The organism is Sinorhizobium sp. 22678 (assembly GCF_052044265.1).
GTDB classification, from domain to species: Bacteria; Pseudomonadota; Alphaproteobacteria; order Rhizobiales; family Rhizobiaceae; genus Sinorhizobium; species Sinorhizobium meliloti_A.
In genome coordinates this window covers 640891-654889 of the sequence record NZ_JBQEMS010000001.1, presented here as the reverse complement: position 1 = coordinate 654889, position 13999 = coordinate 640891, and the positions used below count along the sequence as shown (strand labels likewise).

The following is a 13999-nucleotide window of genomic DNA, read 5'->3' as shown; positions in this document are numbered from 1 at the left end:
CCGCCGAGGTGATCGGCGTGAACTCGATGCGGTCGATGTTGGACTTGGAGGTCTTGTCCCACCAGTCCGGGTTCTTCACCAGGACCGTCTTGGAATCCGGGACCCGGCTTTCCAGCTTGAACGGACCGGTGCCGTTGGTGTGATAGGTGGCGTAGCCTTCGATCTTCGCGCCGACATCGGTCGGCTTTTCCGAATTGTTGGTCTTCAGCCAGCCGGCGTCGAAGACGTGGATGTTGGTGAGGTCGTTGAGAAGCAGCGGATAGGGCCCGCTCAGCTCGATATCGATCGTATGGTCGTCCACCTTCTTGGAGGACTTGTAGGCCGGCAGATTGCCGCGAAGCGGCGAAACCGGATCGCTGACGCGCTTCAGGGATGCGAGCACGTCGTCGGCAGTGAAATCCGCGCCATCGTGGAATTTCACGCCTTTGCGCAAGTGAAAGCGCCAGACCGTCTCGGAGACGGTTTCCCAGGATTCGGCTAGGGCCGGTTCGATCTTCAGATCGGCGTCGTAACGCACCAATCCTTCATAGACGTGATTGAGAAAGGACAGCGTATAGCTGTCGCCATAGGAATAGGGATCAAGCGAGTAGATATCGCGCGCCGCTCCCCATTTCAGCGTTTCGGCATGGCCGGACAAGGTCAGGCCCATCAGCATCGTGGCCGCGAGGCCAAGTTTCTTCATCATATGTTTGCTCCGCTTCTGGAAATTTGCGCCTCCTTTTCGGAGGTCTGTTGTCATGCACCGCCGCATCCGTCGCCGGTTGCGGTATTCTCAAATGCTTGCGCCGGATGGGCGCACACCGGGTTGGGTGTGATTTTCCTCCATACGACATGACCTGCCTCATATGAGGACAGTATGGCGATCGGCAAAAAGTTGTCAACGTGATTGTAGACAATATTTGTCCTATCGCTCCTATCGGATATGTCGACAAAATGCTCGGTTCCGGGTGAGTCCCTACTGGACCTTCCATACCGGATAGCTCGGCTGGAAGATTTTCCCGACGGGCGGATGCTGCCAACTGCGATCCGGATATTTGGCAATCAGGCCGTCATATTGTTGCTGCGCCCGCTCGCGCGCCGCAACCATGTCGATGCCGGCGACCTTGCCGTCCAGCATCGATAACCGCCCGTCGACAAAGACGGCCTGCGTCACCTTGCCGGAACCCCCGACGACCAGCGTGGTGACCGGATCGACGCTCGGGGTCATATGGACATCGTCGAGACGGAAGACGGCGATATCCGATTTGGCGCCGGCGGCGAGCCGCCCGAGGTCGCTGCGACCCAGCGCTTTCGCGCCGCCGAGCGTGGCGGCATCAAACAGATCCTTGGAGAATACCGCATCCGCAGCCTTCTCGCCGATACGGCAGGCGATCAGCCCGACCAGCAGGTTCATCAACATGTCGGGCGGCGCGGTGTCGGTAGCCATGCCGATATTGATGCCGAGCCTGCGGCAGGCGGCGAAGGAATTGAGAATGCTGCCCATGCGCGCCGAGACCAGCGGCGAATGCGCGATCGAAACGCCATGTTGCGCGTAAAGCTGCAGATCCTGTGGCGAGGCGTAGGTTCCATGCGGCGCGATCAGCCTTTCGCTCATGAGCCCATGATCCGCCAGCCATTGCGGCGCGGAAACGCCATGCAGTCTGCGCATGGTGTCGAGTTCCAGATTGCCCTGCGCCATATGAATTCTGACGCGGCAATCGAGATCACGCGCGGCGGCCATGGTGCGCTGCAACAGGGGCAATGTGCAGGTTTCGATACGGTCCGGCGCCAGCATTCCGTTGACCAGGCCGTTATGGCGGCCATGGTTGCGCTCGATGAAATCGATCGCGTCCGCAAGGCCTTGCAGTCCCCGCGCCTCATCGAATACCGGCTCGATACGCCCCGGACCCTCCAGGATCATCCCACCGGAGCGATAGGCGGGGCTCAGAAAGACCCTGAGCCCGAGATCGCCCGCCGCGTCGGCCGCAGCTTCGAATTCCGCGACGGTCTCGGCCCATTGGCGATAGTAGAGCGACGCGATGGGCGCGGCGGTGGTGATGCCGTTCAACAGCAGGAGGCCGAAACCGAACCGCTTCTGGAACGCCAGCTCCTCGGCGGAATACATCTCATAGGGTCCGCTCTCCACATAGGAACGCGGCCAGATGCGCCCCTTGGCCCAACCGGGCTGGTTGTCATGGACGAGCAGGTAGGTATCGAGATCGGACAGGGCGTCGAGGTCGATCAGGCCGGGGCTGACCAGCGCCGTACCGAAATCGATCCGGCGCGCCACGTCCCCCTCGAAACGCGGCCCGGCATAAAGCACCTCGTTTCGCTCGAGGACGATTTCGCCGTCGTGGATCAGAGCGTGACCGCCATCGCGCCAGGCGAGCACCCATTGTGCGGTTATCAGCGTTCGCCCCTCGGGCCGCTCACCCAGAACGAGCTGGCTGGAAAGATCAGGTTTCATGGGATTTTCGATCCTGCTGCATATCAAAAGAGCGCCTCACCGGGGTGAAACGCTCTGATTGCGGGCTGGAAGGTCAGGCCTATTCGGCCATTTGCGTATGCCAGTGGCGCGGCTTGTTGTCGGCACGGAAGTCCACGCTCTTGACCTTGTCCAGCATGCCCCAGGCGATCGGCTGCTGGTGAAGCGGGATCAGGATCGCCTTGTCCTTGGCGATCTTCAGCGCCTGTTCTTCCAGCGCGAGACGCTTGGCGGTGTCAGGTTCCTGTGCCGCCTTCTTCACCAGATCGTCGAGTTCCGGATAGGACCAGCCGCCATAGTTGGACACGCCCGTCGAGCCGCTGCGCGTGGAGAGAACCTGAGAGAGCAGCGAATAGGCATCGAGCGTCGGTTCGTTTGCCCAGCTCAGATTGAACATGTCGGCCTTGCCATTGGTGCGCTTCGGCTGCTGCACGGCGCGCGGGCCCATGTCGATGGTGGGCTGGAAGCCGGCACGCTTGAGCATGTTTGCAATGCCCGAGCAGATGTCTTCCTCGTTGATGCTCTCGTCGTTCATGCACAGATAGGTGAAGGCGAGATCCTTCTGGCCGGCCTCTTCGAGCAGCTTCTGGGCAAGCTTGGAATCGGCAGGCTGATAAGTGTCGAGCGACTTCGCATAGCCGGCGATTTCCGGTGCTATGAGCGAGCCGGAAGGCCGCGCCAGCCCGCGCATGATCTTCTTGTTGATGAGATCGCGGTCGATGCTTGCTTCCACGGCCTGGCGCACGCGAAGGTCCAGGAACGGGTTCGGACGCCCGTCTTCGAGCTTCTCCTTGCCGTTGAAGCCGATGAAAACCGTGCGCAATTCCGTGCGCTTGCTTACGGTGATACCCGGCGAGGATTCCAGACGGGGAAGATCCTGAATAGGGGCGGAATCGAGCAGATCGATTTCGTTGGAAAGAAGCGCTGCAACACGCGTTGCCGCCGACGAGATCGGAATATACTCGATCCGGTCCAGATTGTGCTTCTTCTGATCCCACCACTGATCGTTGACGAGGAGAACGGTCTTGCTGTCCGGGACGCGGCTTTCCAGCTTGAACGGGCCTGTGCCGTTCGTGTTGTGCGTGGCGTAATTCTCGGTGTTGGACGCGATATCGGTCGGCTTTTCTGCGTTGTTGTCCTTCAGCCATTTGGCGCTGAACATGAAGATATTGGTCATGTCGTTCAGGAACAGCGCGGTCGGTGCCGAAACCTCGATATCGACCGTGAAATCATCGACCTTCTTGACGCCGACATAGAGCGGAATGTTGCCGCGCAGGGGCGAAGTCGGGTCCGAAACGCGGTTCATCGAGGCGACCACATCGTCGGCCGTGAAATCCGCGCCGTCGTGGAACTTCACGCCTTTGCGCAGGGTGAAACGCCAGTGTTTGCTGTCGATCAGCTTCCACTCGGTGGCGAGCGCCGGCTCGATCTCGAAGTTCGGGCCATAACGGATCAGACCTTCATAGATGTGGTTCAGAAAAGCCAGATTGGATGTCGAGGGAACGGAATCCGGGTCGAGCGAATAGATATCTGCCCGGCTGCCCCAGCGCAGCGTGGCGGCACTTGCCGAAGTGGCCAGCACCGGCGCGGCAATAGCCGCTGCGGCCAGCGCCGATATCAGGAACCTGTTTAAACGCGACATGAACTTCCCCTTATGACGGTCGATAGAGTGGTTGGCCCGAATTTTTGGGCAGTATCATAATCGATTGTTTTATTGTCAACGATATTGTTGGCAATTATGAATCAGAACATCGACAGTTCGGAATGACATTACGGGGCGCGGAAACCACGCATCGAATAACGCCAACGGCATTTTTCAAGGGGAAGAGGAAATGGATGGGCTCCTGCTGCTTCACGGGACGATCGTCACCGTCGACGAGACACGGCGGATCATCGACGATGGTGCGCTGGCAATCGAGAACGACAGGATTGTCGACATCGGCACGTCGCAAGCGCTGGCTCCTCGTCATGCCGGAAAAAGAGTGATCGACTGCCGGGGCAAGATGATCATCCCCGGGCTGATCGATGCTCATGGGCATGCGGGTCATGCGCTTATCCGCAGCATCGGCGCCGACACCAATTCGCTGTGGATGCGCATCGTGACGCCGACCTACTATCACTATGTCACCCGCGATTACTGGTATGCGGATGGCCTCGTCTCGGGCCTGGAAAGACTTCGTGCGGGCGTGACCACCTCGGCCAGCATCATCACATCGATGCCGCGCAGCGACGATCCGGTATTCGCCATCAATCATGCTCGCGCCTATTCGGAACTCGGGCTTCGCGAGATCATCTGCGTTGGCCCAGCGGGTCTGCCCTGGCCGCAATCGGTCACGCGGTGGGAAAGCGGCAAGCCGGAGCGGCGCAGCGTCTCCTTCGAAGAGATGATCGAGGGCGCCGAAGCCGTCATCGAAAGCCTGAACGGAACCGCCGACGGGCGCATCAAGGTCTTCCTGACGCCATTCACGATCGTGCCTTCGGTCGAACCGTCGAACGCCTCGACGCCGGACTTTGCCGTCAATCTGACCGAAAACGACCGGATGCAGGCGCGGCGCATCCGTGAAACCGCGCGCAAATGGGGCGTGCGCATCCATTCCGATGCCTTCGCCGGACAGATACGCATGGCCTGGCAGGACAAGGAAAATGCGCTGCTAGGCCCCGATGTGCACCTCCAGCATTGCTGGGGAATATCCCACGAAGAGATCGACATCCTGGCCGAAACCGGCACCCATGTCACCCACGCGCCACCCGGACGCTCCACGCCGATCATGGAGATGATGGCCCGGGGCGTGCCGGTCGCGATCACTTCGGACGGCGCGGCTCCGAGCCGTCATTTCGATATGCTCCAGATCGCGCGCAGCGCCCAAGCCACCCAGCACATCCTGCACAATCACGACCGCTACATCCTGCCGCCGGGCAAGGTCTTCGAGATGATCACCATCGATGCGGCCAGCGCCATCGGCATGGATCACGAGATCGGTTCGCTCGAGGCGGGCAAGAAGGCGGACATCGTCATCATCGACATGCGCAAGCCGCACCTGACGCCCAACTGGATGCCGGTTCACCGGCTGATCCACCAGGTTGTCGGCAGCGATGTCGATACGGTGATCGTCGACGGCAGGATCATCATGGAGGAGGGCAGGGTACTGACCGCCGACATATATGAGGCGCTGGCTTTCGGTGAAGCCGAAGCAAAGGCGCTCGTGGAGCGGGCCGGTCTGCACGCTCACATGCACGATCCCGGCTGGAAGCAATTACATCGCACGTTTCAAAGGCCTGTTCCGCTACCGCCCGTGCCGGAGCATTGAACTCACGCAGCTGATTGGAGACCGGGAAGCCCGCAATGCATCCATGAAAGGCCAGCGACGCCGTTACCAGCCCGCGAAATCTCCAAGCAAGGCCTCATCGATGCGTCCGGCGGCCACATCGGCGAGCGCCTGGTCGAGCAGAGCGACACCCGCCTCGGCCTCCGCCTGCGTCAATGTCAGCGGAGGCGTGAGTTCGAGCACGTTGGACCGCATGCCGACATAATAAAGTACGAGGCCGAGTTGGAAGGCGCGGTAGACGGTCAGCGCCGCCTGACGCGAAGCCGGTTCGCGGCTGGCGGGATCGGTCACAAGCTCGACGCCGAGGGCGAGGCCGCGGCCACGCACATCGCCGATCAGCGCATGGCCGGCGGCAAGGCGGTCAAGCGCAGCGCGCAGCACCTTGCCGCTTCTTTCCGCATTCAGGACGAGGTGGTCGCGCTCGATCGTCTGCAGCACGGCCAGCGCGGCGGCCGCGCAGACGGGATTGCCGTGCACGGTCTGCAGCGAGAAGGCAACGCTGTGATTCATGATGGCTTCCGGACCGGCCACCGCAGAAATCGGCAGGCCGCCGCCAAGGCCCTTGCCGAAGACGACGATGTCCGGTTCGATACCGGAATGCTCGAAGGCGTTGAAGCGGCCGCTGCGGCCGAGGCCGACCTTCACTTCGTCCGAAACGATCAGAATGCCGTGCCTGCGGCAGAGCGCTTCCACCGCCTTGAAGAATCCGTCCGGCGGCACCAGCATGCCGCCGTCCGACTGAATCGGTTCGATGAAGAACGCTGCGACCTCTTCCGGCGGCACTTCGGTCGCGAAGAGCCGCTCAAGGCGGGCGAGCGCGGCGTCGCTTGCAACCTCGGGGCTGCCGGCGGCATAGCTGTTCGGATAGGGCACGAGCGTCAGGCCCTGTGCCCGACTGCCCTGTTGTGCCGGATGGCCGGAAACGCCCATGGAGCCGATGGTGCCGCCGTGATAGGCCCCGTGGAACGCTAGAATGCGCGGCCGGCCGGTGGCGGCGACGACCATGCGGGCGACCGTCTCATTGGCGTCGGAGCCGGAATGGCCGAACCAGACGCGGCCGCGGGCGCGCTCAGGCACGAGCGAAAGCAGCTTTTCGGCGAGCAGCACGCAAGCCTCGTTGGCCGATGAAAGATAGCTCGCGCCCGCCTGATCGGAGAGCGCGCGGCCCACCGCCTCACGGATGGCCGGATGAGAGTGGCCGAGGCTCGCCGCACCCCAGGAGGCGGAGAAATCGAGAAGCTTCCGCCCGTCGTCGGCGGTCAGATAGGCGCCGCTGCCCCCGACGACCGCCTGCGGAAAAAACCGCAGATGCGCCATTTTCGAAACCGAGCGGCTTTCGCGGGCGTAGAGATCGGGCACGCAGGCAATCTCCTCTATTTGAAAAAGGTGACAACCTCTTCGAGCGAGACGACATGGCAGTAGATCATGTTGATGATCTCCAGTTCCCGCCGGTGCAGATCGTCCGTCGCCGCGGCGCCGCAATCGTCGACGACGACCACGCCGAAACTTTCATCCGCCAGGCTGCGCACGGTCGAGGAGACGCACTGGTCGGTGAAGATGCCGCAGCAGATGACGTCCTTGATGCCCATGTTATGCAGGACGAGGCGAAGGTTCGTACCGGTCAGCGCGCTGTCTGTCGTCTTTGTGACGACGATCTCGTCGCTGCGCGGCTCCAGTTCCGGAACGATCTGGCCCTCGGGCAGCTCCTTCGGCAGGAGCAGGTAATTGAAGCCGGGCTTCTTCTGGCTCAGCGAGCGGTCGCGCCCGTCCGGCTTCAGGCAGGCGATGCGGGCGAAGATGACCTCCACCTTGCGCTTGCGGCATTCGTCGATCAGCCGCGCCGTGTTCGGTATCACCGTCTTGCGCATACGGTCGTAGAAAGGCTGCCAGCGGGCGGTTTCCTCAGGCGTATCCTTCGGGTCGAGATAGGTGTTCTGAATGTCGATGACCAGCAACGCCGTCGTCGCCGGATCGAGCACGATGTCGTCCGGCTCCTCGGCACCGGCATAGTAGAAAGATCGGTAGGCGGTCTTCCAGCTCATGCAACTGTCTCCTTCTTGCGGCGGGCGCGGTTGAGGATGTGGCCTATCTCGCGACTAGGGAAGAGACCGCCCGGCTTGACGATCATTACCGCGATCATGGCGAGCGCGAGGACGATTTCCGTGAGGCCGACGACCTGGCCGGCGCCCAAGGCGGTGGCGTTGAGCGCGCCTTCCGTGCCGCGCAGCCCCTCATAGGCGAAGGTGACGAGAATCGTGCCGGCCACCGCGCCTGTCACCGTGTTGGCGCCGCCGATCACCAGCATGGTGATGATGAGGAACGTCTCCTTCAGATAGAAGGCCTTCGGCGCGAACGAGGTGATGAAATGTCCCCACAGCGCCCCGCCGATGCCGGCGATGAACGCGGCGAGGATGAAGGCGCGCCAGCGCAGATGCGGGATGTCGGCGCCGAGAGCCGCCGCGGCGACCTCGTCCTCCCGCGAGGCGCGCAGCAGCTTGCCTGTCCGCGATTCCTTGAAGGCAAGCGCCACGACCACCACGATCGCCGCGACGATGGCGGCGATCGGCATGTCCGTCGTCTTCGGCAGGCCGAAGAGCGTGCGCGGGCCGTTGGTGAAGGCGCTCCAGTTGTTCATGACCGTGTAGAGCACGACGAGCAGCGCGAAGGAGGTGATCACCGACGCCGCATCCGAAAGCCGCATCAGCGGATAGGCGACGACGGCCGCGACGACGGCGGCCAGCGCGCCCGCCGCGAGCATGGCGAGGAGCGGCGAAACTTCCACGACCTTCATGAAATCGTAGAGATCGGGCAGCGCCATGCCCTTCATCTGAGCCGGGATGGTGAGCACGGCGGATGTGTAGGCGCCGAGGCCCATGAAGCCGATATGGGCGAAGGAGAGCAGGCCCGAATTGCCCATGAAGGTCTGCAGGCCGATGACCAGCACGAGCGAGATCAGCAGGTTGGTGGCGATACGGTCATAGAGGCGGATGCCGAGGAGCTGGCTTCCGACGGCGATGATGGCGATGACGCCGATGAGGATGAGGGCGGTGAAATAGGAGTGTTTCATGGTCGCGCTCCCCTCAGGTCCGCTGTCCGCTCGCCGGACCCCTGATGAGGCCGTCGGGGCGCCAGAGCAGGATCAGGATGACGAGGCTGAAGGTGAAGGCGTCGCGGAATTTCAGCAGATCCTGCGACAGGGTGTAGTTGAGCGTGGTGTCGATGAGCGCGAGCAGGAAACCCCCGACAACGGCGCCGGGCAGGCTCCGCATGCCGCCGATGACCGTGGCGATGAAGGCGACGAGCAGCGGCTCCAGGCCGATGCCCGGAACGACGGTGCCGATGCGGCCGATCCAGAGAATGCCGACGACGCCGGCGAGGAAGCCGGAAAGGGCGAAGGCGGACGAGATGATGAGGTTCGCCGGCACCCCCAGCATGCGCGCCATGGTGAAGTTCGTCGCCGCTGCGCGCATCGCGATGCCGAGCGTCGTCCTGCGCATCAGGAAGGCGACGCCGGCGAGCAGTGCGATGGAGGCGGCGATGGTGATGAGGTTGCGGACCGGGGTGATCGCACCGGCGATCGAGACAGTCTGCGAGAAGATGTCCGGCAGCGGCACGTTGCGTGGTCGCGGCGAGATGAACAGCAGCGCCGCGTTCTGCAGCAGGTTGGAGAAGGCGAAAGAGGTGATCAGCACCGCCGTCACCGATTTGGCCCGCACCGGACGGAAGGCAGCGTAGTCGGTGATGATGCCGAAGAGGATCGCCATACCGACGGCGAGCACCGCCATGACGAGCCAGGGCAGGCCCGAGCCGCTGGCGAGAAACATCGTATAGCCGGCCACCATGATGAGTTCGCCATAGGCGAAGTTCACGAGGCGAAGGATGCCGTAGATGATGACGAGGCCGAGTGCCATGAGCGCATAGGCGCCGCCGAGGCTGAGGACGTCGATGACGAATTGGATCGCGAAAGCCATGGATCAGCCTCCCAGATAATGCGCGCTGAGGTCGCTGGTCGAGCGGATTTCCTCGGCCGTGCCGGATGCGACGATGGCGCCGAGGCGCATGACGAAGGCGCGGTCGGCGACGGCGAGCGCCTGGTTCACGTTCTGCTCGACGAGCAGGATGGTGAGGCCGGATTTCTTCAGTGCCTCGATCATCTCGAAGATGCGTTCGACGATGGCCGGCGCAAGGCCGAGCGAGGGTTCGTCCAGAAGAAGCACCCGTGGCCTCGCCATAAGCGCGCGGGCGATGACGAGCATCTGTTGCTCGCCGCCGGAGAGCGTGCCGGCCGCCTGTTTCGAGCGCTCGGCAAGGCGCGGGAAGAGCGTGTTCAGCTTCTCGAGGTTGTCGCGGTTGCCAGCTTGGTCGCGGCGATGGATATAGGCGCCGAGCATCAGGTTTTCGGCGACCGTCAGGTCCGGGAAGACGTCGCGGGTTTCCGGCACGGTGGCAAGGCCCGCGCGCACGACCTGTTCGGGGCTCGCCGCGGTGATGTCCTTGCCTTCGAGCGTGATCGTGCCGCCGGAGGCTTTCAGAGCGCCGGCGATGCACTTGATGGTCGAGGATTTGCCGGCACCATTGGCGCCGAGCAGGCTCACCAGCTCGCCCTTTCCAAGGGTGAAGCTGATGCTGCGCACAGCGCGGATCGCACCGTAGCTGACGGAAAGGTCGGTGACGTCAAGCATGGGCCGCCCCCTTTCCGAGATAGGCTTCGATAACGGCCGGGTGGCTGCGGACGTGGGCGGCGTCGCCCTCCGCAATCGTGCGGCCGGAGGCGAGCACATGCAGCCTGTGGCAGAGGCGCATGATGAGACCCATGTCGTGGTCGATGATGAGAAGGCCGAGGCCGCGTTTCTCGGGCAATTCGGCGAGCGTGTGCAGAAGGGTTTCCGTCTCGGCATCGTTCATGCCGGCGGCGGGCTCGTCGAGCAGCAGAAAGCGCGGTTCGGCGGCGAGCGCCCGGGCGATTTCGACGCGGCGCTTGTCGCCATAGCTGAGGCTTTCGCCAAGCTCGTCCGCCTTCGCCGTCAGGCCGAGTTCGGCCAGCAGGTCCTTCGCGCGTTCAGCCGACACAGAGCGGGAGGCGCCCTTTGCCAGCGCCGCCGCCTCGACATTCTCCAGGACGGTCATCGAGTTGAAAATGCGTACGATCTGAAAGGAGCGGCTTACGCCCGCAAGCGCGATCTCGCGCGGCGAGAGACCCGAGAGGGTTACGTCGCCGGCGACGATCGTGCCGGTCGCCAGCTTCACCTGGCCGGTGATGGCATTGATGAGCGTCGTCTTGCCGGAGCCGTTCGGCCCGATGAGGCCGACGACCTCACCGGCGGAGACCGAGAGCGAGACATGGTCGAGTGCGCGCAGGCCGGTGAATTCCACCGACACGTCGTTTACCGAGAGACGCGTTTCAGACATGGCTTTTCCGAGGTGATGGGGCCGGCCTTGCGGCCGGCCCGAATTGACCGATCAGGGCTTGGGCAGGGATTCCGGCTTACGCCATCCAACGAAGCTCGGCTTGCCGCCCTTGAGCTCGATCAAGGCCGCTGCCTTGTTCGGCACATGGCCTTCCTCGTTCGTGCCGTAGTCGAGATCGCCGGTCAGCAGCTTGAACTGGCCATCTTCAAGTGCCTTGGCGAGCGCTGCGCCTTCGGTCGTTCCGGCCGCCTTGACCGCCTCGGCGAGCAGCATGATCGTATCCCAGCCCGTCGAGACGAAGGACGTGTCGGGCGCCTTGCCGAACATCTCCTTGTAGAGTTCGATGAACTTCGGCATATCCGGATGCGCCTCCGGGCCCATCCAGGTATGCGTGACGAAATAGACGTCATTGCCGAATTTTTCGCCGAGCGCCTCGTGCATGGCCGGGTCGTCATAGGCGTCGCCACCGAGAACCGGCGCATCGTAGCCGACTTCGCGTAACGCGCGGATGATCACACCGATGTCCGTGCCGTAGGAGGAGACGAAGATCACGTCCGGCTTCTTGCCGAGTGCCTGGAGACGGGCGAGCTGGGCGGAAAAATTATTGTCGCCGTTCGTGTAGGTGTCTTCGAGCAGAATCTCGCCGCCATCGGCCTTGAATTGCTCCACGAAATATTTCGAGAGCGATTTGGTATAGGCGATGAACTGGTCGGTGACGACATAGGCCGTCTTCCAGCCCTTTTCCTTGACGGCGAAATCGGCGGCCGTCGCACCCATCGTGGTATTCCACATGGAGAGCGTGAACTGCTTGTCGCCGAGCGACCAGGAGGAATAGAGCGGGTCGGAGGCGCAGGTCGAGATGCCGACGAGGCCCGCCGACTGCGCCTCACGGCTCGCGGGCGAACCGAAGTCGAAATCGCACGGTGCGACGATGATCTCGGCGCCCTTGTCGATCAGTTCGACCGCGACGTTGCCGACCGTCACCGGATCCGACTTGCCGTCGATATTGACGAATTCGACCTGCTTCCCCAGCAAGCCGCCATTGTCGTTGAGATACTTCACGGCGACCTTCGCGCCGTTGTAGCCGGGCGTGTCGAGGGGAGCCTGAATGCCCGTCATCGAGAGTGCGCCGCCGATCAGGATCTTGTCGTCGTCGGCAATGGCTGTGGAAGAGGCAAGCGCGAAGCTTGCCGCTGCCAGAAACAGTCTGGAAGTCTTGATCATGGTCGTTCCCCTTATTGATGCCATTCGGCGGTGATCGTTGTGCGGCCTGGTCTTTTGACCTTCTTGTGCGGACCGCCCTCGTATGCTCCCTATTTGCCTCCCGTCGGCCGTTCGGGCAGGTTACTGCCCGATTTCCTTCAAAAGATCGTCGGTCGATATCTGGCGGCAATAGCCCTTGATTGCGCTCAGCGAGGTGTAGTGGCGTTCCTCCGAATAGGTGCCGCAGGCATCGGGTACGAGCGTCACCAGATAGTTGAGGTCGCAGGCGTCGCGCACTGCCGATTCCACGCATTGGTCGGTCAGGAGGCCGCACAGCACGATCTGCCTCACCCCGAGATTACGCAGCACATAGTCGATATGGGTGGAGACGAAGACACTGGAGGAACTCTTCGGGAAGACGATCTCGTCCTCCAGCGGTTCGAGCTCGTCGATTACCTTACCATCCCAGGAGCCTTTCGGCACGTTGAAGCCGGTGATCTTGTAGTCGAGGCTGCGGTCGCGGCCGTCCTTCGTCAGGCTCTCGATCGTCGTGTGCAGCACCTCGATGCCGGCCTTGCGGAAACCGGCGAGCAGGCGCTGCATGTTCGGTATCGCCACCTCGCGGATACGGTTGAAGTAGTAGCCGTACTTGCCGGCAATATCCGCATCGGAGACATCCTTGAACTCGCCCCCATCGCGGCTGACGGAAAAGTTCTGCACGTCGATGAACAGGATGGCGGAAGCGGCCGGGTCGAGCGGCACGTCGCGGGTGGTCGGATGGTCAGCGGCCATCATTGGTTCCTTCGATGCTTTCTGCCGCAAGCCGGAGGGGGCCGGCCAGCCGGTCCGCCCATTCCTGTTGTCCGCGGGCGTCGTTGATGAGGTCGTTGCGCACTTCGAGAAGCACATGCGGAATGCCGCGCCGCTCGCCGTGCACGGGGATCGTGTAGTCGGAGAGATCGTCGACGTGGTACGGCTCGTTGAGCCTGACGGTAACGTCCGGATTGGCGGCGCGGAAGACTTCGGCCAGCCGTTCGGCGAAACGGGCGTCGCGATTGTAGAGAAGGCCGAGTTCGAAATCCCGGACGGCGCCGGTCGCGCGCATGACGGGCGTGAAGCTATGTACCGAGACGAGGAAGAGCGGCTTGCCGGCCGCCTGTCGCTGGTCGAGCGCGACGGCGATCGCCTCGTGGAGCGGCTGATGGATTTCCACGTAGCGGCCGCGACGTTCGCGATCGGACAGGTCGGCGTTGACCGGAACGACGGTCCCGTCGCTCTGCGCCACGAAGCAGTCCGTCGCTTCCAAGGGGCGATTGCAGTCGATGACGAGCCGGCTATAGCGCTGCAGGACGAGTGCTGCATCGAGGCGCTCGGAAATGCCGCGCGCAACACCCTCGGCGCCGACGTCGTAGGCGATGTGACGGTCCATTTCCTCGGGGGCAATGCCGAGATCGCCAAGCGCTGCAGGCAGCGCGCGGCCCGCATGTTCGCAGGTCAAGAAGATCGCCGATCGGCCGGGGGGATTGATCCATTCTACGGGATCCGGGTCACCCGCCTGCAGCAATCTGGTCGTGTCGCGATCTGCGAGCCTGAGCAT

General features: G+C 62.8%; 13 protein-coding genes. 1 reads left to right on the top strand and 12 read right to left on the bottom strand.

Annotated features, from left to right (window positions below; all coding sequences use genetic code 11):
* The 3 genes from ACTJKL_RS03295 to ACTJKL_RS03285 all read right to left on the bottom strand — a co-directional run.
* On the bottom strand, nucleotides 1-685 hold a 685-nt coding region (locus tag ACTJKL_RS03295), incomplete at its 3' end, for an ABC transporter substrate-binding protein (protein WP_440852171.1).
* 270 nt (nucleotides 686-955) lie between these two features.
* Entirely contained in the window at nucleotides 956-2446 is a 1491-nt protein-coding gene (locus ACTJKL_RS03290) for an amidohydrolase family protein (protein ID WP_440852170.1), read from the bottom strand.
* A gap of 79 nt (nucleotides 2447-2525) precedes the next feature.
* Nucleotides 2526-4106: an ABC transporter substrate-binding protein gene (locus ACTJKL_RS03285; protein ID WP_275597448.1), complete on the bottom strand. Its 1581-nt coding sequence runs from the start codon at nucleotides 4104-4106 to the stop codon at nucleotides 2526-2528.
* A 190-nt stretch (nucleotides 4107-4296) separates the two neighbouring features.
* Here ACTJKL_RS03285 and ACTJKL_RS03280 point away from each other — a divergent pair, with 190 nt between their 5' ends.
* A complete protein-coding gene (locus tag ACTJKL_RS03280) occupies nucleotides 4297-5772 on the top strand; it encodes an amidohydrolase family protein (protein WP_440852169.1) in 1476 nt (491 codons plus the stop codon).
* A 63-nt stretch (nucleotides 5773-5835) separates the two neighbouring features.
* Here the strand turns inward: ACTJKL_RS03280 and ACTJKL_RS03275 are convergent, their stop codons facing one another.
* From ACTJKL_RS03275 to ACTJKL_RS03235, 9 genes are all read right to left on the bottom strand, one after another.
* Nucleotides 5836-7149 (bottom strand): aspartate aminotransferase family protein, encoded by a 1314-nt coding sequence (locus ACTJKL_RS03275; protein WP_440852168.1) that lies wholly within the window; start codon nucleotides 7147-7149, stop codon nucleotides 5836-5838.
* 14 nt (nucleotides 7150-7163) lie between these two features.
* Nucleotides 7164-7832 (bottom strand): cysteine hydrolase family protein, encoded by a 669-nt coding sequence (locus tag ACTJKL_RS03270; protein ID WP_324762217.1) that lies wholly within the window; start codon nucleotides 7830-7832, stop codon nucleotides 7164-7166.
* Nucleotides 7829-8857, bottom strand: coding sequence for a branched-chain amino acid ABC transporter permease (locus tag ACTJKL_RS03265; protein ID WP_440852167.1), 1029 nt, complete (start codon nucleotides 8855-8857; stop codon nucleotides 7829-7831). The genes ACTJKL_RS03270 and ACTJKL_RS03265 overlap by 4 nt, the downstream gene beginning before the upstream one ends.
* Nucleotides 8858-8870: 13 nt before the next feature.
* The gene (locus ACTJKL_RS03260) at nucleotides 8871-9761 is read right to left on the bottom strand and encodes a branched-chain amino acid ABC transporter permease (RefSeq protein WP_018095856.1); all 891 of its coding nucleotides are present in this window, start codon (nucleotides 9759-9761) and stop codon (nucleotides 8871-8873) included.
* A 3-nt stretch (nucleotides 9762-9764) separates the two neighbouring features.
* The gene (locus ACTJKL_RS03255; protein ID WP_379943494.1) at nucleotides 9765-10472 is read right to left on the bottom strand and encodes an ABC transporter ATP-binding protein; all 708 of its coding nucleotides are present in this window, start codon (nucleotides 10470-10472) and stop codon (nucleotides 9765-9767) included.
* The gene (locus ACTJKL_RS03250) at nucleotides 10465-11199 is read right to left on the bottom strand and encodes an ABC transporter ATP-binding protein (RefSeq protein WP_440852166.1); all 735 of its coding nucleotides are present in this window, start codon (nucleotides 11197-11199) and stop codon (nucleotides 10465-10467) included. Before ACTJKL_RS03250 ends, ACTJKL_RS03255 begins: the two co-directional genes overlap by 8 nt.
* Nucleotides 11200-11250: 51 nt before the next feature.
* Nucleotides 11251-12423 (bottom strand): ABC transporter substrate-binding protein, encoded by a 1173-nt coding sequence (locus ACTJKL_RS03245; RefSeq protein WP_440852165.1) that lies wholly within the window; start codon nucleotides 12421-12423, stop codon nucleotides 11251-11253.
* 120 nt (nucleotides 12424-12543) lie between these two features.
* A complete protein-coding gene (locus ACTJKL_RS03240) occupies nucleotides 12544-13194 on the bottom strand; it encodes a cysteine hydrolase family protein (RefSeq protein WP_198516705.1) in 651 nt (216 codons plus the stop codon).
* A complete protein-coding gene (locus tag ACTJKL_RS03235; RefSeq protein WP_324762213.1) occupies nucleotides 13184-13999 on the bottom strand; it encodes an N-formylglutamate amidohydrolase in 816 nt (271 codons plus the stop codon). Before ACTJKL_RS03235 ends, ACTJKL_RS03240 begins: the two co-directional genes overlap by 11 nt.